This is a genomic window from Enterovibrio norvegicus (assembly GCF_002876705.1).
GTDB lineage: Bacteria > Pseudomonadota > Gammaproteobacteria > Enterobacterales > Vibrionaceae > Enterovibrio > Enterovibrio norvegicus_B.
Genome location: NZ_MDAG01000068.1, coordinates 195,023 through 215,575, shown reverse-complemented (window position 1 = coordinate 215,575; position 20,553 = coordinate 195,023). Strand labels below are relative to the sequence as shown.

Genomic DNA, 20,553 nt, shown 5'->3' with positions numbered 1-20,553 from the left:
GCTATGCGAATGTTTCTTCTTACCTTTCTTCTCTCTGTTAGCAGTTTTGCGATGGCAGAGGCGTCTTTCCCTGAACAGCTTAATGCGTTCAGAGCGTCGCTAATGGAAGAAAACCCTGTCGCAAGTTACGAACTCAATGCCATTCATAGTGAATACCCGAAAGCGCTATTGGTGCCAGACAGCCTTCTACCGCAGTCGGCGTCATACCCACTCAAAGATCTAAAACGACTTTATCAAGCGTCTGAGAAATGTCAGGGGCCTTGGCCGGTGAGTCCACTCGTTACTGATCCTTTGGTTTTCACCCGGGCGCTATGCTTTAACACACGCCTTCCACCTGTTTGGTTTTCACGCTCTAACTTAATCCATCCAGGCGGCGGAAGTTATGCTGCTAAGTTCGTAGAAAAGTATCCGGATGTACGCGAGGATCTATTACGTTTCTTTCATATCAAGGAACGTTTATTATCCCCGCCAGACACATTGCTCGGTCGCTTACAAAGAATGTCTGAAAATGGCATCAATGCACTGAATGGCGGCGCAGAATTTATACTTTCTGGTGACGAATTGTGGGTTCGACAAGGTAGTGACTACGAGATCTTCGCTGCAGAGGAGTGGTTAGCACCACTTGAACATGCAGATTTGTTGGTAGCACCAACGGGATCAGAAAATTACTGCTTATCGCGTATCGGTAATGTTTGTTGGAATATCGAGCGTGCCCCTTCTTATTGGTCGCAGCTTGTTTTAGGGCTAGGTGCGATTAACTTAGTCTGGTTTGGCGTTTGGGTGTTTAACCGTTGGGCGATTAAACGACGTCTGATGCAAGAACGCATGCTGGTGTTACAGATTCTAACGCATGAACTGCGTACACCGATTGCAAGTTTATCGATGACGGTAGAAGGTTTTCGTCGAAAATTCGATAGTCTCCCTGAACCTTTGTATGATGAATTCAGACGCCTCTGTGAAGATTCCATGCGATTGAAGCAACTTGCTGAAGCCAGCAAGGATTACCTTCAATCGAATCAACAACAACTCTATCGCGAGCACATTCCTTCATATGTGGAATGGCTTTCTTTCATCTGTGAAGAGCGCGAAGTTGAATTAATGGCGGGAGAGGATGCAGAGATCGCGGTGAACGTGTATTGGCTGACAACGTCTCTCGACAACCTGATAAGTAACGCCAAAAAATACGGTGTTACGCCAGTAAAAGTCATCGCGGAAGTGAATGGCGGTCTCCTGACAATAAAAGTGCAGGATCAAGGGCAGCTATCCGCGAAAGATTGGAAGACAATAAGAAAACCGTTTGTGAGTGAGAAAGGCCTAGGCCTTGGTCTCACGATCGTTGAATCAATGATTGATAGGATGGGGGGTCGCTTAACATTAGTCGGACCGCCTACCACGTTTATTCTGGAGATACCTTGTGACCCAAACGACACTGCTGCTCGTTGAGGATGACGCAAACTTAGCAGACGGCCTATTGGCGAGTCTGGAGCAAAATGGCTACAAATGTTTATACGCAGACTGTGCAGAGAAAGTGGAAGCTTTATGGGCAGATGCAGATTTAGTTGTACTTGATCGCCAACTTCCTGAAGGCGACTCAATGGATTGGCTTCCAAACTGGAAAAAGATCAAAGATGTTCCAATTATCATGCTAACAGCCATGGTGTCTGTGCGCGATCGTGTCGGCGGTTTGGATTCAGGCGCGACGGATTACATGACCAAACCCTTTGCTGAGGCTGAGTTACTCGCGCGTATTCGTGTGCATTTACGCCGCCCGGTAACGGAAGGCGACAGTGTGTCTGAAGATGACATCATTGTTGGCACATTGCGCATTAACATGGCACAACGCAGTGTTATTTGTTCGGGTAGTGAAGTGATATTGACCCGCACTGAATTTGACCTGTTGGCGTTTTTAGCCAAAAACGCAGGACGAGTATTTACGCGTGATGAATTGCTTGATCAAGTGTGGGGTTACAACCATTACCCAACAACACGAACGGTAGATACGCACGTGCTTCAGCTTCGTCAGAAACTGCCTGAGATTGAAATCGAAACGCTGCGTGGCGTTGGCTATCGAATGAAGGTGCAATGATTTACAGGCTTGCTTTTTTCTTCCTTTTCTTGACGACGCCGTTATCTGTAACGGCGGCGTGGTTTAGTGGTTCTGATGCGCTAACGTCTGCGCATCAGCGATTGCTGGAAGGTGAAACAGCAGCCAGTTTTGATGCCATGGTCGAAGCATGGCAACAAGTCAAAAACGACACTGAAGAGCGCCATTTAGCGGAGTTGCTTTCGCTAGCGATCAATGAAGATTGCGGCCGCAGTCTTAGCACGCTTTCATTGCCAAGTTGGCTTCAAAGTGTGGTTGTGCGCCGTGAAACGGTTCAAACCCCTAACCGCGTTTACTACCAGTTTTCTTTGTATGGATCATCCAAACAGGGCATCGGTAATGTATCGTTTTCGGCATGGCCCGATCGTTCATTGGTTCAGGTTGATTTGCCCGAAGACAAAGCCAACGATTTTAAGCTAGAAATCGAAGGGCTTTCTCGCGCCGTTAAGTCGGGCCTTTACAAACTGGAGCTAACATCGCTTTCCGGTGAAGTGTGGTCATCATGGATCATTGTTAGTCAGCCTGAGCCTATTCAGAAAATCAGTTGGAAAGACAGTCGCAGCTGGCGTATATCGCCACCTACCGATTTAAAAGGTACGTGCCCGCGACCTTTCCTTTCAATGAATTTATACCGCCAAGATTCCGATGATTTAGCACCGATTTGGTCTGAAGAAAAAGACAAAAACTTGCCGACTTCTTTACCGGTGCTTGACGTAACGGATGGTCAATATTGGCTGACTGTTGCCTTGATAGAACGCCGTTGGCAGGGCGCGATTTTGTTTGAAGAAGTGCAGCGTATAGGCCGCGCTATCGATCTTCCTGATATCGATCTACGTACGCTTTCCCCCTAGATTTCATCGTTTAACCTGAATGTTGTTCAGGTTAAACCCTAAAATTACCGCGCCAAAATACCCATCGCTATGTTTGAATCCTGTATTAACATTTGAATAGCGTCACACCTTAGAGACACGTCGTCATCATCTTAAATCGCCTCGACTAGTATCAGTAAAAGAACTTAGGCAGCGTGCTTCATTAGTATGATTGCTTGTAACTGGCACTTGGAGATGGATTTCAAATCATGAAAAAAAGTATTGTGGCGCTCAGCGTAGCTTTTGCTTCTTTCTCAACCTATGCCGCCAACTACAGTGTAGATGCGCGTATTGATGCAATGGGTGGCGCAGGTACTGCTGCCGCAGATTATTTGGCAGCGGGGTTTCATAATCCAGCACTGGTAGCGCTTGAGCCCACCAGCGCATTTGGCGTGTTGTTCCCGACAATTGGTATTCAATTTCGGGACCCCGATGAATTGGTTGATGGACTCGAAAATTTCGGTGATGTTTACGACAACTTCCGAAACAACCCCTCAAATTCAGATAACCAAACCAACACAGCAAATGCATTGCGAAATCTAGATGACCGCGTGGCGTATGTCAGTGGTGGTATTGGTGGTGCGATTGCCATCCCTACCAATACGGTTTCGGGTAACTTTTTTGTGAAAGGTTATACCGAAGCCATTGTCCTTCCAGAAATTTCAGATGCTGATGTTTCTGCGATTGAAAACGGCACATCTACATCTTTGTCATCCAATGCGCGTGTTCTTGCGTTTGGTGTGGTGGATGTGGGTCTTGCACTGGCCGGTAATGTTGAATTGGCAGGGCAGCGAATAGCCGTCGGCGTAACGCCGAAATCACAGAAGCTGTATACCTACCATTATGAGGTGTCGGTTGATGATTTCGATGTTGATGATTGGGATGCAGATGAGCACCGTACAGAAGACAGTTCGTTTAACATGGACATTGGTGTTGCATGGCAGAATGGACCTTTTCGTGTCGCGCTTGCCGGTAAGAACTTGATTTCGAATGACATCAAAACGGCTTTTCGTACCCGTGAATATACCTACCACGTTGATCCGCTTTATACACTGGGTACTGCCTATGTCACTGAACTTGCGACCTTTGCGTTAGACATTGATTTGAATGATCAGACGCGCTTTACGGGTTCAGGGCCAGAGATTAAAGACAATACACAACTCGTCAGAGTTGGTGCAGAGTTTAATGCATGGGGTTGGGCACAACTTCGAGGTGGCTATATCAATGACCTTGAAGACACGCTAGACGGCACCTTGACCTTGGGCTTAGGTTTGTCTCCAGCCAACACTGTGCACTTTGATATTTCAGCGTCGATCATTGATACCAATAGCTATGGTGCTTCGGCGCAACTCGCCTTTATGTTCTAGATCGGTTCTAGGGCGTAACAACAAAGCCAAATGCAAAAAAGGTGAATAGAAAAAAGCGAACAGTGACAACTGACTAAGTCGGCATTAGAATACGCGGCATCCTAACTGATAGATTTGAGATCGCTGATGAACAATATGCCGACGCTAACGCACAGTGAACAACAAGAAGCCGCTGAGCGAATTCACGCATTAATGGCGACGGGAATGAGCAGTGGCGAAGCCATTATGATCGTTGCCAGTGAAATCCGCGAACGTGAAGCTGCAAAGAAAGACGATTAATGTGAAAACGGCCAATTTATTGGCCGTTTTCTTTTTCAATTCCCTTCAAAATGTCGGAAAATTAGCCACATACCGATACTCAAACAACTCGCAATTAAAAATTCAGAGCTTCAAGCCACGTACACTGTAGAAATTCGATATTTCACATCAGCCCCGGTGCTTGTGTGGGCGGATTTCGCAGTCAACAGTGCGCGGCTGAATCAATGTCTTTAGGTTAATTGAGTATATTCCTCTCTCAGTCATCGTCTTTGTAGGGAACGCGCTTGAACGATCGATTGCTACTCGCCAGAACTTTTGCCCGCGCACGCCATGAAGGACAGAGGTATGGCGAATTTCCATATCATGTTCATCTTGATGATGTAGAGCGTCTTGCTCAGCCATTTGGCATGAATGCCATGATCATCGCACAACTCCATGATGTACTTGAAGATACGACAACCAGCGTAGATGAAATCGTCCATGACTTTGGCGAGCTGATTGCGTTGTCTGTTAGCTATGTCACGGACCCTATTGCCAGTGATAGGGCAACACGCAAAAAACAGTTGAACAGCCGTTTACAATCTCTTGATGAGAATGACGATGCCGCAAAACTCGCGCTCATTGTAAAAGCGTGTGATCGATTGGCGAACGTCAAAACCTGCCGATTGTTCAGCCCCGAAAAATTTGTGATGTACCAATCTGAACATGCACAATTTCGAAAAGCGGCTTATCGACACGGTATCTGTGAAATGGTGTGGTGGGAGCTGGATATGTTGATCGAAGTGGGGGATAAACTCGCACGTTTTTAAACATGGATCTTATCGCGACCAACGCCATGGAAAACGCCTGTTATTAGACAGGCGTTTTAAGTGTTAACCAATGCGTTTGCTTAACGATTACTCATCATCGTAAATCGTTGGAATAGGTTGACGCTTGTGCTGCGTCATCTTGTATATAGACACCAAACGTTCAGAAACACGTGCTTCCACTTCCTTACCTTCTAAGAAATCATCGATTTCGTCATAAGTCAGTTCCAGCGCATCTTCATCTGCTTTTTGCGGTGCCAATTCTTCCAAATCTGCCGTCGGCGTTTTCACCACTAACAATTCTGGCGCACCCAAGAAAGCGGCAAGTTGACGCACTTGACGTTTGTTCAACCCAAAAAGAGGGGCAAGGTCGCAAGCCCCGTCACCAAATTTGGTGTAGAAGCCCGTGATGTTTTCCGCTGAATGGTCAGTACCCAGTACAAGACCACCAACCAGTCCTGCAATTTCATATTGCGCAACCATACGCGCGCGCGCTTTGACGTTGCCTTTAACAAAATCTACTTTGGCATCGTCTTGCGGGATCAGACTTGTGTTTTCAAGCGCTGATAGGGAAGACGCATGTAGTCCGTCGACGCCGTCTTTGATATTTACGCTGACAGAATGGGTAGGCTGAATGAAGCTCAGTGCAAGTTGCGCCTCGTCCTCGTCTTGCTGAATACCGTAAGGAAGGCGAACGGCAATAAACTGGTAATCCGTTGTGCCGGTTTCTTGATTTAGCTGATCCACCGCCAATTGCGCGAGTCGACCACATGTTGAAGAATCCACACCGCCACTGATGCCCAACACGAGTGAACGCGTGAAGGAAGCTTTGAGTCGGTTTTTGATAAAGTTAACACGACGTTCAACTTCAAAGGCAGGGTCAATTGACGGGAGTACTTGCATCTCTGCGCGGATAGCTTGTTCCATTTCGCGGTTTTCCTCATTTTCGCTTTCGCTGAACAATTCAGGCTATTTTGCAATATCTTGACGATAAAATCATGTTCATTCATCGCCATAACCTTTAATACGAAAGATTTATACGCGAATTACCTGAATTTAGTTTCTTGGTTTTCTCTGTCGTCGAAAGGTAACAATCACGAGAGTGAGTGTTTTGTGCGTAATTTCATCAGTTGCACCATTAAGATGCCTCAAAATAAGCAAATCGACTTCTCCTTGATCATGAACTGTGTCAGATTAAGGACTACTAACAAATTGATAAACATTTTGAAATGACTGAGAAGAATACTCCTAAACAAATTGCTATATTTGGCAGCGCATTTAATCCGCCAAGCTTTGGTCATCTCAGTGTTATTCAGAGACTCTCTCATTTTGACCGTGTATTGCTAGTGCCCAATTTTGCACATGCATGGGGCAAGAAAATGGCGGATTTTGAAAAACGTTGCGAGTGGGTAGAGGCATTTATTAACGATGCATCTCTCGACAGTCTTGAATTGTGTTCTGATGAAAAAGATATTGCAGGCGGAGAGGCGGTAACAACCTGGGCGTTGTTAAACCATCTTCAGAACCAATATCCCAATTCTGAACTGACGTTTGTGCTTGGGCCGGATAATTTTCTAAGCTTTGCAAAGTTCCACAACTCCGCTGAAATTATGGCGCGATGGAATATATTGGCTTGCCCTGAAACGGTGAATATCCGCAGTACTCATATTCGTGAGTGCTTGATTGCAGAAGGTGACGTCTCTTCGTTAACCACTCCTACTTTGGCAAGACGATTGACGAAAAAGGATTTTGATTAGGTTCCCCATCGTGGTGATGTAATCATCTGGTCTTTTCGTTTTTTAAAAGAATAACAATATTCGATATTTACGGGATTTTTGTACTGTGTTGAAACACTTTGTATGTGCAAGCCTCACTTTTTGTACGCTTGTGACGCCGTCACTTCTTTACGCAGCTTATTCTCCTGAACATGAATCATCACAAACCATTATCAAAGATGGTGGTAAGTATCAGTTAAATAGCGATTTTGGTCGCCGATCTGATTTGATGGAGTGGAGAGTAGAAGACGTTGAGCTTCCTAATATTTGGGACGGCTGGCGTTATGGTTTGGATGCGCCAAACTATTTAACCGCAGAAGCGGGAAACAGCTATTATGGGTTCGGTGTTTGGAAGCCTGAAGAACTCCAAGAATACAGTTTGGGTTCAGACGGTGTTACCACACAAGACTGGTTAATGGACCACGGATTGAATTTTAGCTTTGGCACAGATTCGGTTGACGGAGGTGCCAGATATCGGTTTGATGTGCGCTGGCATGAACAAACCGATACTGAAATTATGTTGCAGCTTCAAGTTCCTTTTCAGTAACCCGCAATCGCCTTCAGCTTGGCCGTCACATCTTCTTCGTTGAGTGACGCCTTGCTCGCAATACTCTTTACTTTTTGCCCTGACTTTATCGCGCGTACCCATTCACGAACCAAAAGTTGATCTGAAAGCTCGCCAACAGACATCTGCAATGTCAGCTCTAGAGCATTGTTTTCTGCAATATCGCCCAACAGACCTTTCGCTAACTTATCGATCGCTTTTTCAAGCAACGCGGTTTCTTTCGGCATGCCCTGCAAAGGTGAATGAACGGTAACATAGTCGCGCAAACATCGAAGCAAGCGGCCGTAGGCTGAATCCCAGTCTGTGATGCCTTGTTTCTGGTGGTGACGTAATTCTGCCATCAACCCATCGATGAGTGGAGAAGGCGAGAAAAAACCGGATAATGTTGGTAGTGCTACAACCGTTCGTACTGAGAAGTCCAATGTAGACACTTCAGCACCTTGCAATATCGTTACCGCACTCAAACAGCCAGATGGAAGCCAATAGCTTTGACCTGCGCACACTGGAAATTCGTTTTTGCCGAGTCGAATTAACGCTGCGCCTTTATGTACATAAAGGAAGGTAGCGTGATGCTGTGCTTTGCGCCCACCCACAAAAAGTGTATCGGCTTGATGAAATTGAAACTCGATGGCTTGCTTCATGTAATGATTCTCTTGTTACAAGGCGCACATACTCATTGGTTTTGCTGATGAGATCAAGCAACTCGCTATTTGATTGGAGAAGAAATCGCCAGCTTGTTACATTCTTAGTATATTAGGGTGTGGTTAGACCTCCAACCTCTCAGGATTTATGATCAAAACCATGTTTGAAATCCTTTATCCACGTAGAATGGCGTGGTTTTCAACGGAGTAAGTAGAGTCTCGTGCAACAAACTAATGATCCTTTCTCAGAAATCCGTCCTTTTCGTGATGACGAAGTACCTGGCGCACTTGATCGCTTGGTGAATGACGAAGAGTTTATCACTGCAATCCTAAAATATCGTTTTCCACGCATCTCGGGCGTAGCCAGTTGGTTAGTTAAACCTTTCCTTAAGCAGTACCTCCGTTCTAAGTGGAAAAAGATCTCGACGATACGTGATGTGCAATCGCACATAGCGAAATACATGGAATCAATGATAAAAAACACGTCGGAAGGATTGTCGACGAGTGGCTTAGATAAACTTGACACCAACCAAAGCTATTTGTTTGTATCTAACCACCGCGATATCGCGATGGATCCAGCAATGGTTAACTGGTGCTTATACAACAATCAGTTCGACACAGTGCGTATCGCGATCGGCGACAACTTACTGAAGAAACCCTGTGCGACTGAACTAATGAAATTGAACAAAAGCTTCATTGTTAAACGTTCAGCGAAAGCGCCACGTGAAATGATGAAAGCACTCTCGCAATTGTCTGCGTATATCAAATCATCACTGGATGAAAAACAGTCTATTTGGATTGCGCAAAAAGAAGGGCGAGCAAAAGACGGCGACGACAGAACGGATCCAGCAATTTTGAAGATGTTCTCGTTAGAAGGCCGTCGTCAGAAAATTGATTTCGCCGACTACATTTCTCAACTGCGTATCGTGCCCGTGACAATCTCTTACGAGAATGATCCCTGCGATGCTGCAAAAGCGAACGAGCTATATCAGAAAGAAACTGCCGGTGCGTATGAGAAAGGTGAGTTTGAAGATATCGAAAGCATCGTTCAAGGCATTGTCGGACAGAAACGCCGTATTCATGTTTCTTTTGGTGATGTGATCGGCAATGAGTTCGATACGCCAGAAACGTTAGCTGCAGAAATTGATCGCCAAATTTACAAGAACTATCACTTGTTCCCGTCTAATTACATTGCCGCAGGTCGTGAACACGAATCGGTAACAGACAAAGAACGTGTGCAATTTGACACTAAACTGTCCGTATTGCCAGATGGTGTAGCTGAAATCGTTCGCGCCATGTATGCGATGCCAGCAGGTAAGAAAGTAGATATCTAACACGCTGTTTATATTAATAGATTAAAGAAAAACGGAACTAGTGACAACGTCACTAATTCCGTTTTTTTTGGGGCATATAACGTGTCAAAAAGGCTATTTATAGCTGGCTGTCGCTCAACGGTGCTATTGCTGAGCGCTCTATGTTCTCAGCAAGAAAATCGACAAAGCGACGAACCTTGGGCGCAAGATATTCACGACGCGGGTAGACAGCATAGATCGGCAGTTTTAATGTTGGCTTCCAATCTGACATCAATACCTTGAGCTTTCCGTCCTTTAATTCATCCGCAAGCAGGTAGGTTGCAATGTAGGCGATACCGACACCCGACTTTGCTGCCTCTAGTACCGCGGGTGCGTTATTGATTCGGTACCCGCCACGCACTGTGACTGACTGATCACTGCCATCCCGAGAAAATGGCCATTGGTCATAGGTACGCTGAACACTTTGATACGTAATACAGTTATGCTCACGCAAATCGGAAGGGTGAGATGGCATGCCGTGTTCTTCAATATACTCGGGCGACGCGACTAACTTAAACTGACAGTCCGCCAATTTTTTCGCCACCATTCCTTCAGGCAAATTCTCATGAATGGCTAGCCAGCAATCAAACCCATCCTCCAAAAGATTAGGACGATGGTCGAACAAATGCACTTCTAATTCTAGAGAGGGGTTTTGTTGTTGAAAGGCCGATAGAAGGCGCGTTATCTGCACATTACCGAAAGACTGCGCAATACCAATCTTGAGTCGACCCGACACTTCGTTTCGATATCCAGCGACCATTGCTTCGGCATCTTGCATGGTCTCCATCAGCTTACGCCCATACGCGGCATATTGTTCGCCAGCTTCGGTGAGAGAAACTGAGCGGGTATTCCTTTGAACAAGCTGAACACCTAGGCGTTCTTCAAGATAGCGGATTTGTTTGCTGACTTGAGATTTTGAAATCCCCAAGAACTCTGCTGCACGGGTGAAGTGTTGTTCGTGTGCAACGGTCGCCAGTACGACCATCTGCTGAAGGTTATCTAACATGCGGTATTTAGGTCACTGATAAGATAGGGGATAAGACTACCACATTTCTTCGTTTATTCATGAGTGACGTTGTCACATTATAAATCTAATCGTTATCGATGGTACTAGGCTGTGATCTGTCTAGCGATAACAATCCAATGCTCCGCATTTTTATCTTCCACATTGCGCTATTCCAAGCACCGATCATAAGTAGGGACGCTCGGCCTCTCTTTTCTCTTCAGTCTTTCTACGATCTCTCTTCCTTGGGCGTTTATGGCCGAGAGATCAGTAAATGGCCAGTTTGTAAGTGAGTTTCAATCAGAACGCTTTGATTCTTCGATAGTTTTTCTGTGTGTAAATACCTTTTAAAACAAGGCCTTACCGCCTTTGTTTATTTGTGGAAACAATAGATATGAAAGTTAGTGTGTGCTCACATACATTTGTAGTAAATATACAGATCCATACGATCTTCATGAGAATATGAGCGGATTACAGGGATCGTGTTTGTGTCGGAAACGGTGCCAAAACGGGGTTTATTTACCATCGATGACATTAATAACCATGATTAGTACAAAGTGTTTTCATTGATGGGATGGGCTCCGTTAAACTTGACGGCATAAATGGAGGTACACGAACAATGTTTGAAGTTTTTTATCGTTTCTTTGTTTTGGGCTGTATGAGTTTTGGTGGCCCAGTTGCTCACATCGGATATTTCCAACGTGAGTTTGTTGAGAAACGTCATTGGATAGAAGAAGAGACGTTTTCGACGGGGTTAAGCTTGTGTCAGTTTCTACCTGGACCTGCAAGTAGCCAGTTAGGCATGTACATTGGTTATCACAGAGCAGGGTACTTAGGTGCGTTAGCAGCGTTTGTCGGTTTTACGTTTCCCTCTTTCGCGTTGTTAACACTGGCTGCGGTATACAGCGCAAAATTGGGCGATTCGACGGTTCTTGCGTTACTGATTTCAGCGGCGAAATTATTGGCGGTTGTTGTTGTTGCGGATGCAATTTGGACGATGGCGAAAAAGTTCCTGACGGATGCAGCGACCGCGCTCGTGTGTTTTGCGTCAGCTGCATGGATCTTGTGGCAAACCGGACTGGTGGCGCAACTCATGCCAATCGTGATTGCTGGCGTATTAGGGTGGGTGTTTATCAGAAAGCCGGAGTCAGTAGTACCGAAAGCGCGTGAAGGGGTGAACCTGACCCAGACCGTCGCTCTGTTCGGTGTGTTTGCGGCTTTGTTGGTGCTTCCTGCATTAGCGAGCGGTTCTGGCCTTATCAGCGTATTTAATCACTTCTATCAAGCGGGTAGTTTTGTATTTGGTGGTGGTCATGTCGTGCTGCCATTGTTACAGCCCTTGATTGGCGACGCAGTGTCGGGTGATGCCTTGGTTGAAGGCTATGCGGCGGCACAATTGGTTCCTGGCCCTATGTTTACCATTGCAAGCTACATTGGTGCTTCAATGGACGGAATTCACCCTGTGCTTGGCAGCGCCATTGCTACCTTGGCAATATTCCTTCCAGGTGCGTTGCTTTTATTCGCGGCATTGCCTGTGTGGCAGGCGGTAATGAGCCATCATAAGTTTGCAGGCGCTGTAACACTGATTAACGCGGCTGTGGTGGGGTTATTGGTGGCGGCATTCTACCAGCCTGTTTGGGTGTCTGCTGTCCACGGTATCGCTGACATCGTTGCAGTCGTTGTTGGCTTTGCGGTGATGCGCAAATTCAATATCTCTGTGTTCTGGCTACTGGGTGGCATGTTGGCGTATGTTGTTGTCAGCTCAATGATTTGATTCATCTAAACCTCTGATTAATCTGAGCCATGTCGATATCTAAAGCCTGCCTTCGTGCAGGCTTTTTTACGTTATAATAGTCAGTTAAGCAGTAGATATAACATATCATAATGCACTATAACTTTAACTTTGTGGTTCATTTACAAAATGATTGGGTGTGATGTATTCATGCGTGTCGGGCAGCAGAGACGCGCTGTTTGCTTGCGGGAGTTGAGTCCTTCGTCGTTTCTATCATGGTGTTGGTTTTAACGCTGTGAGCGTCGGATCTGGGCGTGTTAAGAAAGAAAAGGGCCAGTACTTGCAGCTTGAAAACAGATAGGGGCAATAAAAAGCGCCGAGGCTAATTGGCAGCCACGGCGCTTTAGGATTGTCTTTTTTTGCATCTAGGTCGTTCTAAACCTATGGACCAAAATCTCGCGACGAACAGTAGATTAGAATTCCCAACGTTCCGTTTTCCCAGCATCTGAAGAATGTTGGGCGAGTTCAAGTGCGTAGATAACTTTAACCGCGTCATACGCATCAACAGGTGATGAACCCGCATTCAGTATGGCGTGAGCAAGTTCTGCGAAGAGCTGACTGTAACTGCCATACTCAAGGTCGATCACTTTATCAGTGACGCTGTCACCGATTTCTAGCTTGCCTTGGTGCTGCTGACGGCCGAATTCTGAATACGTTATAGTGACACCGTCACGTAACTGCTGCTCTTGGATGTCTAAGCCGCTGCAAGAGAAGGTAGCACGCTCTCCTTGCACAACAAATCGCGTTCCTGTTCCAGAGCGATAAGGGCTGGATGACAACATCACGTCTTTATCCGGGTAGTGAAGTGTCATGTGGAAGTAATCGGTCGTTTGAGACTGTTTACGAATGGCTTTGCAGGTTGCCGTGATTGAATCAGGATCACCGAACAACACTAATGCCTGATCAACCAAGTGAGAGCCGAGGTCGAACAGAATGCCTGCACCATCACCCGGTTGTTCACGCCAGCGAGGGCGAACATCGGGGCGGAAACGATCAAAATGCGATTCAAAGACGCGCACTGTACCGAGTTCGCCAGATTCAATCAGTGCCTTTGCGGTCAAGAAATCACCGTCCCAGCGACGGTTCTGGTATGGACAAAGGATCTTGCCGCGTTCTTTGGCGATTTTGATGAGGTCGAGGCCTTGACCACTTTTCACAACGAAGGGTTTTTCGAGTAATACGTGGCAATCCGCTTCGAGTGCCTGACGCGCGAAATCATAATGCGTGTGGTTTGGCGTAGTGATCACCACCAAATCGAGGTCTGCTTCACTGAGCATCTCTTCGATAGAGCCATAGAGCCCAGCATTGGGGAGGGCGTGATGAACCGCGTCACGTTGCGTTGATACAACAGCCACAGGTTCGAAATCTGGTAGTACTGAGAGAAAAGGGAGATGGAATGTTTGAGCAGACAAACCAAAACCGACAATACCCGTCCGAATCATTCTAGTATCCTTGCATGTGATTTAATTTCGGAGACCTAAAAACTATAAGGTACTTCGGTGTAACCAAGCAACCTGACGGTGAAGGATACCTGTTCTCCCGAGGTGTTAAACAACAAAGCCCTCATCATGAGGGCTTTGCTAGAAAGGCAGTACGTATGGCATTTACACAATACTCATTCGATTGGGCATCATGCTAATACGATTAGACATCATGCCAATACCACCGGACGCAATTTCAATACGATCGGACGTTATGCTAGTACCACCGGATAAGACGCTTGCGGGTGAGGGATAACTTGTACCGCCCAGCCATATACGTTCTCGATATTGCTCGGTGTGAGCACTTGGCTTGGGGAGCCATCCGCCACGATATGTCCATTATTCAGCATAATAATACGGTCAGCGTATTGTGCTGCGAGATTAAGATCGTGGATCACGGCGATCACCGTCGATCCCTCTGAGGCTAACTGCTTTGCCAATCGCAATGTCTTGTGTTGATGCCCGATATCCAGTGCTGATGTGGGTTCATCCAACATCAATACCGTTTCTCTTGGGGATTGTGAAAGCTGAGTCAGAACACGCGCTAAATGCACTCGTTGCTTTTCGCCACCCGATAGGCTTGGGTAGAGACGCTCCGCAAGATGCAGAACATCCGTTACCTGCATCTTGTCTTCTGCAATCGCAGAGACGGTCTTTTGCGAGGCGCGCAATGCAAGGCCACCGAGTTCAACCACTTCTCTTACCGTGAATGCAAAGGTCAGGGAACTATACTGAGGCAGAACGCCCACCGACTCCGCCAAATCTGCTGGTTTCCACGCGTTGACTGACTTGCCATAAAAAGACAACTCACCGTTACATGGCCACTCCTGACTAAAGAGTTTCAGTAGGGAGCTTTTTCCTGTGCCATTTGGGCCAAGGATAATCGTGAGTTCGCCACCATTGATGGTGGTGCTGAAATCATTCAGTAGCACCTTGTTCCCAAGGGTTAACGACGCGTTCTTTATCTCGATACTCATTATGCCAAACGTCCTCGTTGTTTCAGGAGCAAGCCTAGGAAGAAAGGTGCACCGATCGCGGCGGTGATGATACCGACAGGGATTTCAAGCGGCGCAACGATCGTACGAGCAATCATGTCAGAAATCAGCAATACCAAACCACCAAGCAGCATAGAAACAGGAAGTAGGGTGCGGTGGTCAGGGCCCGTTAGCATACGTCCGATGTGCGGAACAACAAGACCGATAAAGCCAATCATGCCTGATAGCGCGACGGTGACACCCACGCCGGCTGCCGTCAGCAAAATCAGCGTCCGTTTTAACGTTTGCACATTAATGCCCAGATGACGCGCTTCTGCTTCACCCAAAAGCAGCGCATTTAAGTGCTTAGCGTGGCGTTGGTATAAAAACGCAAGAATCGCGAGTGAGGCGTAGGCCAGAATGATCGCATCCCAGGTTGCGCCAGCCAGTGAACCCATGGTCCACAGTGACAAATCACGCAGTGCTTGGTCATCGGCGAAGTAATTCAGCAAGCCCATGCCTGCGCCAGCAATTGCGCCAAGCGCAACGCCAGCCAACAACATAATGGTTACCGACGTCCCGTTGCTGCTAGTGCCCAAGTAATAGATGGCATAGGTCGCCAGCGCACCACCAAGAAAGGCGAATACCGGCACTGTGCCCAATACAAGAAACGCGGTATGGCCAATCACACCGCCAAACAACACAATGGCAATGGCTGCCCCCAACGAGGCACCTGCGGACACACCAATAATGCCAGGATCTGCCAGCGGGTTGCGGAACAAGCCCTGCATCACGGTGCCACACATGGCAAGAATGCCACCAATCGCAATCGCCAACAGGGTGCGAGGCAAACGCACTTGTTGAATGATCACGGTCGCGTAAGCAGGAAGATCGGCTTCAATAGGCAGAAGCGCTTTTAAACTGTCGCTGAAACCAATGTTCATTGGCCCCAAAGTGATGGAGCTAACAACGGCGATATACAGCAAGATCGTCGCCATCATCATCAGCATTTTTGCTGGTAAGCGACGGATCATCATATCGTTCATGGGATATCCAAATTACTCAGCAGCGACGATGCGGCCATTCAGTGACGTAGCCAGTTCAAGGCTCGCCAAACCAAAGCCCCCCAAGATCGAATAGCCATTGATTGCAATGATTCGATTGTTCTGCGCAGCAGGCGTTGCAGCAAGCAAAGGCTGTTGCTTCAACACGCCGTCAATGCCGCCCACTTGATCGAGCGTACGCTGAGAAATCAAAATGAATTCTGGCTGCATCTGCACAATCGCTTCACTGGAAAGCTGCTTATAGCTGGTGGTTGACGCAGCAGCAGGGTTAACACCACCTGCAAGTTCAATCACGGTATTGACGGTGGTTTCATCACCCGCAACGGTCAGAGGACGACCGTCAGACAACATCATGAACATCACGCTTGGTTTCTTCGCTGGCGCATTCTTCTTCAGTTGCAGAATGTGCGTTGCGACATCGGTTTTAATCTCTTCGCCTTTCTCTTGTGTGTGCGTTAAAGAAGAGAGGGCATCAACACGGGTATTGAAATCTTGCAGCGTGTTGCCCGTTGGTAACGCTTCTACTTTCACATCTGCCGCTTGAAGCAGGGACAAGGTCGAATCTGGGCCCATTTCAGCAGAGCCGATCAAGTGTGACGGGCTCAATGCCAATAGACTTTCAGGGGCAAGTTGACGGTGATATCCCATCACAGGAATGTCACGGCCATCTAAGTAATGGCGGCTGGTTAAGTCGACAGCAACCACGTTTTTATCTGCACCCAGCGCGAACAGCAATTCGGTCACTGTTGAACCCGCACTGACGATACGCACATCTTTCACGCTAGACGCGCTGTTATCGTTTGCCATTGAAAAAGGAGAAAGCACGGCGGCAAGAAGAAGAGAGGCCGCTTTCATTGACGTTTTGTGAGATTTTTTCATTGTTCTTCCATAACGATATTGGTGGCGTTGATGTTGTTGTTCTGCATAAAGGCGAGAACCTTCAACATGCTTTCGACGCTCGCTTGTTTGTCGGCTGCAATCACAACCGGCTTATTTGGATTGGCTTTGATCAGCTCAAGCAGGGCATGGGCAAACAGATCCCATTCAGGAATCGCATCACCTTGTAATGCCCAAGACGGCGATCCGTTGAGAACGGTAATCGCAATCACATCCTGATTGGGTGATTCAAGCACCGCAGAATCCGAGGTTTGCGGGATCGCCACTTCCATGGTTTTGATTTGAATGTTCGCTGTTAGCAGCAGGAACACCATCACGATGAAAATGATGTCCAACAGCGGCGTCAAATCCGGTGTAAAGGAACTGGCTTCTTGTTGAGGTTGAGAACGAATCATGCGTTCGCTTCCGACATTTTCACGCCGTTAGAGGCAGCGTCTTGCTGATTCTCACAGTTCGATGGGCACACCTTGGTGCAGCAAATGCCTTTCTCATCCACAGACACGCCTGCAAGGTGTAAGTTGAAATGGTTCAGCACATATTCGATTTTCGCCAAGGTGCGATCTGCCCACAGGCTAAACAGCTGAGACGCCGCAATAGCAGGAAGCGCAATCAATAGGCCAGCAGCCGTGGTCGACATGGCCAAACCCAAACCGTCAGCAAGTTCCGACGGAGAAATCGCGCCTTGCGTGACCGACAAGCCTTTAAACATTTCGATTAGGCCAATCACGGTACCCAGCAAACCGATTAGCGGGCTAAGCACGCCAATAACATTCAAAAGCTTCAGGCCAGAGGTAAATTGGCGGCGCTTCTTCTGCAGCCAAATGCTCACTGCTTCTTCACGCAATGATTTGGTGAATTGACGGTGGCTGATCAACATACAAAGGCCTTGAGACAAGGTCGCTTTATCTTGATGGTGCGCCTTAACGTATTGTTCTAACTGCGCGTCGTCAGTCAGAGAAAGGGTATAGATCTCTTGCTGAAGGCTTTTACTGCGCGTTTTCGTATTCAGCGCGGCAAAGATTGAACGTTCGAAAATGAGCATAAGCATCAGTGCTGACAACAGTGTCAGCGGCCAAGTCATGATGCCAAGTTGTGCGTGAATGGAGGAGAAAAATTGTAGATCCAACATGATTAATCCAGATTAAAACGAACAGGAATTCTTACTCGGTGTGCTAAGGCCACACCGTCATTTTTGTAACCGTTAAAGTGCCACTTCTTCACCGCCTTCAACGCGGCGTCGTCTAATTCATTGAAGCCAGAACTTTGCAAAATATTCTGTTTGGTTTGGTTACCGTCTTCATCAAGCCAGACTTCAATCAACACGTTGCCTTCCATCCCTTTGCGTTTCGCAATACGGGGGTATTTGGGTTGGCTAGGACGAACCTTGAACGTAGGGCGCTGTACCAATACAGGGGCACTGTTCTTTGCTTGGTTAACGTGAGCATCAGCCGTGTCGACGTTGGGTTTCTTCTCTACCTGCTTTTCCTCTTTCGGTTTTTCTTTGAGAGGTTTTTTCTCAACAGGCTTCTTTTCGACAGGCTTAGGTTTTGGCTCAGGGGTCTTTTTCTCAAGCGTTTTTTTCTCTACCACCGGTTTTTTGACTATTGGTTTATTAACAATAGGCTTGTCAACAGCGGGTTTATCAACAACGGGTTTCTGGAGCGCTGGTTTTTTCTGGACAACGGGCTCTTTCACCACAGGCTGCTTAACAGGTGGCTTTTCAATGACTTTCGGTTCTGGTTTTTCGGGAGAGGGTTCAGGCTCTGGCTGAGGTGCGGCAATAAGTTGTATCGCAACACGCGTGCCAGTGTCGGCATCATTCATCGAAAATTGGGGTGGTGGTGGCGTTTGGGCGGATAGCGCCAAACTGTGTAGTGCAACTGAAACGACACCACAAACAACGTACCGTCGAGCGTTCACACTTTTCTCCTGCTTCGTGAAAACGACTGAAACTATGTGCATTATGCACGAAATACAAATGATATCAATTATCAGTTGCATTATAATTTGATATGCATAAGATAGAACCGAATTGAAGACAGCCCGAAGTGTGGCGCTGTTATCTGTATAAGGTCGTTTTCGGCGATGATGTTTGATTTAAGCAACGTTGAACTGGTTGGCCAACGCACACCAGACCCACTCCGTTTTGCCTTCCAACGTAAAAAAAGCCCGCATGCTGGTGGCATGATGCACGCTGTAAAAGGGGACGATATTCAGTCGTCTCTTGAAGCTGCACATTCACTGGTACCTGCGAATCGCTTCGCACCACGCTGCCTGTATATCCACATTCCTTTTTGTCGCGTGCGCTGCACTTACTGCAATTTCTTCCAATATGCGTCGAGCAAAAACCTGATCGACAGCTATGTGGATGCGCTTCGTAAAGAGATCGAATGGAAAGCTGCCCAAGCGTGGACGCAAGGCGCACCATTCCAAGCGGTTTATATCGGCGGTGGTACACCGACTGACATTTCAGCGGCACAGATTCACACCATTGTTTCGGACATTCGTCGACTCTTCCCATTGACGCCAGATTGCGAGATCACCCTAGAAGGGCGCATTAACCGCTTTGGCACGGATAAGTTTGAAGCGGCACTGGAAGCGGGTGTAAACCGTTTCTCATTCGGTGTTCAAAGCTTCAACACCCAAGTACGCCGCAGTGCGAAACGCCTTGATGATCGTGAAGTCGTCATCGAAAAAATCCAACAATTGGTGTCTTACAATGCCGCACCGATTGTTCTCGATCTTCTCTACGGATTGCCTTACCAAACATTAGACGTGTGGCAGCAAGATCTTGAAGATTACCTAGAGACCGGCGCACACGGCGTCGATTTATATCAATTGATTGAGATGCAAGGTTTGCCAATGGCCAAAATGGTCGAGCAAGGCAAGCTGCCGCATCCTGCTGATACCCAAATGAAAGCGACCATGTTTGAAATGGGCGTGAATTTCATGGCGAAACACCATCAAAAACGTTTGAGCGTGAACCATTGGGCATCAGACAACCGCGAACGCAGTATCTATAACTCATTGGCTAAAACCACCGCTGAAATCATGCCGTTAGGCGCGGGCGCGGGTGGCAATGTTAATGGGTGCCAGATGATGCAAACCCGTGACATGGATACCTACATCGCGGCGATTAACGAAAATCGTTACCCTGTCACTATGATGACCATGGCACCCGCCAATAAAGCGGTGGCGGCTGAAGTAAAATCTGCCTTCGATGCAGGCGTAGTAGCGGAGCACAAGCTTGATAAGGTTGCAGGCAAAGGCACCTTTAACGCGCTGATCCCACTGTTTGAAGCATGGGAACAAAATGGCTTGGTCTACCTTGAAAGAAGTGATGCCGAGTTCGCACATCGTGGCTACGTGAAGCTAACACTGGCAGGGCAATTCTGGGCTGTCACGCTTGCACAAAACCTGATTGAAGTGATTCAAGGCAGTGCACCAAAAGCCTCAGGCGCGATGGCACCTAAGATCATGGGCGGTATGGCGATGCCAAAAATGGGCATGCCGGGCGCGTCCTCGATGCCTAGCGACGCAAAGAAAACAACGTCAGAAGACCAAAAAGAATTAGAAAGTAAAGCGGCTCACGTCGCTGCATAGGA

General features: G+C 47.2%; 21 protein-coding genes. 11 read left to right on the top strand and 10 right to left on the bottom strand.

Annotated features, from left to right (window positions below; translation table 11 throughout):
• The first annotated feature begins 9 nt into the window (after positions 1-9).
• From BCT27_RS23915 to BCT27_RS23890, 6 genes are all read left to right on the top strand, one after another.
• Positions 10-1,443: an ATP-binding protein gene (locus tag BCT27_RS23915; RefSeq protein WP_102317829.1), complete on the top strand. Its 1,434-nt coding sequence runs from the start codon at positions 10-12 to the stop codon at positions 1,441-1,443.
• Positions 1,415-2,086, top strand: a complete 672-nt coding sequence (locus BCT27_RS23910; RefSeq protein WP_017007936.1) for a response regulator transcription factor — start codon at positions 1,415-1,417, stop codon at positions 2,084-2,086. The genes BCT27_RS23915 and BCT27_RS23910 overlap by 29 nt, the downstream gene beginning before the upstream one ends.
• Entirely contained in the window at positions 2,083-2,955 is an 873-nt protein-coding gene (locus tag BCT27_RS23905) for a DUF2861 family protein (protein ID WP_102317830.1), read from the top strand. Before BCT27_RS23910 ends, BCT27_RS23905 begins: the two co-directional genes overlap by 4 nt.
• A gap of 227 nt (positions 2,956-3,182) precedes the next feature.
• Positions 3,183-4,340 (top strand): conjugal transfer protein TraF, encoded by a 1,158-nt coding sequence (locus BCT27_RS23900; protein WP_102396993.1) that lies wholly within the window; start codon positions 3,183-3,185, stop codon positions 4,338-4,340.
• Positions 4,341-4,466: 126 nt separating this feature from the next.
• On the top strand, positions 4,467-4,619 hold the full coding sequence (locus tag BCT27_RS23895) for a YoaH family protein (RefSeq protein ID WP_198597618.1): 153 nt from the start codon (positions 4,467-4,469) through the stop codon (positions 4,617-4,619).
• Between the two features lie 263 nt (positions 4,620-4,882).
• A complete protein-coding gene (locus tag BCT27_RS23890) occupies positions 4,883-5,407 on the top strand; it encodes an HD domain-containing protein (protein ID WP_102317832.1) in 525 nt (174 codons plus the stop codon).
• Positions 5,408-5,494: 87 nt separating this feature from the next.
• On the opposite strand, the gene nadE is transcribed toward BCT27_RS23890, so the two are convergent.
• Entirely contained in the window at positions 5,495-6,331 is an 837-nt protein-coding gene (gene nadE / locus BCT27_RS23885; RefSeq protein WP_102389981.1) for an ammonia-dependent NAD(+) synthetase, read from the bottom strand.
• 302 nt (positions 6,332-6,633) lie between these two features.
• Between nadE and BCT27_RS23880 the strand changes: the two genes are divergently transcribed.
• Positions 6,634-7,161, top strand: a complete 528-nt coding sequence (locus tag BCT27_RS23880; protein ID WP_102396992.1) for a nicotinate-nicotinamide nucleotide adenylyltransferase — start codon at positions 6,634-6,636, stop codon at positions 7,159-7,161.
• Positions 7,162-7,246: 85 nt separating this feature from the next.
• Positions 7,247-7,726, top strand: coding sequence for a hypothetical protein (locus BCT27_RS23875; protein ID WP_102317835.1), 480 nt, complete (start codon positions 7,247-7,249; stop codon positions 7,724-7,726).
• Here the strand turns inward: BCT27_RS23875 and BCT27_RS23870 are convergent.
• Positions 7,720-8,385: a hypothetical protein gene (locus BCT27_RS23870; protein ID WP_102317836.1), complete on the bottom strand. Its 666-nt coding sequence runs from the start codon at positions 8,383-8,385 to the stop codon at positions 7,720-7,722. The genes BCT27_RS23875 and BCT27_RS23870 overlap by 7 nt on opposite strands.
• A 221-nt stretch (positions 8,386-8,606) precedes the next feature.
• Between BCT27_RS23870 and BCT27_RS23865 the strand changes: the two genes are divergently transcribed.
• Entirely contained in the window at positions 8,607-9,719 is a 1,113-nt protein-coding gene (locus BCT27_RS23865) for a 1-acyl-sn-glycerol-3-phosphate acyltransferase (protein ID WP_102396991.1), read from the top strand.
• 97 nt (positions 9,720-9,816) lie between these two features.
• Here BCT27_RS23865 and BCT27_RS23860 read toward each other — a convergent pair whose 3' ends face one another.
• Positions 9,817-10,743 carry a LysR family transcriptional regulator gene (locus BCT27_RS23860; RefSeq protein WP_102317838.1) on the bottom strand — a complete coding sequence of 309 codons (927 nt, stop codon included), beginning with the start codon at positions 10,741-10,743 and terminating at the stop codon, positions 9,817-9,819.
• Between the two features lie 616 nt (positions 10,744-11,359).
• Here BCT27_RS23860 and chrA point away from each other — a divergent pair.
• Complete coding sequence (chrA, locus tag BCT27_RS23855; protein WP_102396990.1) at positions 11,360-12,514, top strand: chromate efflux transporter; 1,155 nt, start codon at positions 11,360-11,362, stop codon at positions 12,512-12,514.
• A 431-nt stretch (positions 12,515-12,945) separates the two neighbouring features.
• On the opposite strand, the gene BCT27_RS23850 is transcribed toward chrA, so the two are convergent.
• From BCT27_RS23850 to BCT27_RS23820, 7 genes are all read right to left on the bottom strand, one after another.
• Positions 12,946-13,974: a Gfo/Idh/MocA family oxidoreductase gene (locus BCT27_RS23850; protein ID WP_017016465.1), complete on the bottom strand. Its 1,029-nt coding sequence runs from the start codon at positions 13,972-13,974 to the stop codon at positions 12,946-12,948.
• A gap of 251 nt (positions 13,975-14,225) precedes the next feature.
• Positions 14,226-14,990 carry a heme ABC transporter ATP-binding protein gene (locus BCT27_RS23845; RefSeq protein ID WP_102396989.1) on the bottom strand — a complete coding sequence of 255 codons (765 nt, stop codon included), beginning with the start codon at positions 14,988-14,990 and terminating at the stop codon, positions 14,226-14,228.
• On the bottom strand, positions 14,990-16,033 hold the full coding sequence (locus BCT27_RS23840; RefSeq protein ID WP_102396988.1) for a FecCD family ABC transporter permease: 1,044 nt from the start codon (positions 16,031-16,033) through the stop codon (positions 14,990-14,992). The genes BCT27_RS23845 and BCT27_RS23840 overlap by 1 nt, the downstream gene beginning before the upstream one ends.
• Before the next feature lie 12 nt (positions 16,034-16,045).
• Entirely contained in the window at positions 16,046-16,930 is an 885-nt protein-coding gene (locus tag BCT27_RS23835) for a heme/hemin ABC transporter substrate-binding protein (RefSeq protein WP_102317842.1), read from the bottom strand.
• The gene (locus BCT27_RS23830) at positions 16,927-17,343 is read right to left on the bottom strand and encodes an ExbD/TolR family protein (protein WP_102317843.1); all 417 of its coding nucleotides are present in this window, start codon (positions 17,341-17,343) and stop codon (positions 16,927-16,929) included. Before BCT27_RS23830 ends, BCT27_RS23835 begins: the two co-directional genes overlap by 4 nt.
• Positions 17,340-18,077 carry a MotA/TolQ/ExbB proton channel family protein gene (locus BCT27_RS23825; protein WP_102317844.1) on the bottom strand — a complete coding sequence of 246 codons (738 nt, stop codon included), beginning with the start codon at positions 18,075-18,077 and terminating at the stop codon, positions 17,340-17,342. The genes BCT27_RS23830 and BCT27_RS23825 overlap by 4 nt, the downstream gene beginning before the upstream one ends.
• Before the next feature lie 2 nt (positions 18,078-18,079).
• Positions 18,080-18,868, bottom strand: a complete 789-nt coding sequence (locus tag BCT27_RS23820) for an energy transducer TonB (RefSeq protein WP_102396987.1) — start codon at positions 18,866-18,868, stop codon at positions 18,080-18,082.
• A gap of 165 nt (positions 18,869-19,033) precedes the next feature.
• Here BCT27_RS23820 and hutW point away from each other — a divergent pair, with 165 nt between their 5' ends.
• Positions 19,034-20,551: a heme anaerobic degradation radical SAM methyltransferase ChuW/HutW gene (gene hutW, locus BCT27_RS23815; protein ID WP_102389974.1), complete on the top strand. Its 1,518-nt coding sequence runs from the start codon at positions 19,034-19,036 to the stop codon at positions 20,549-20,551.
• The last annotated feature ends 2 nt before the right edge of the window (positions 20,552-20,553 follow it).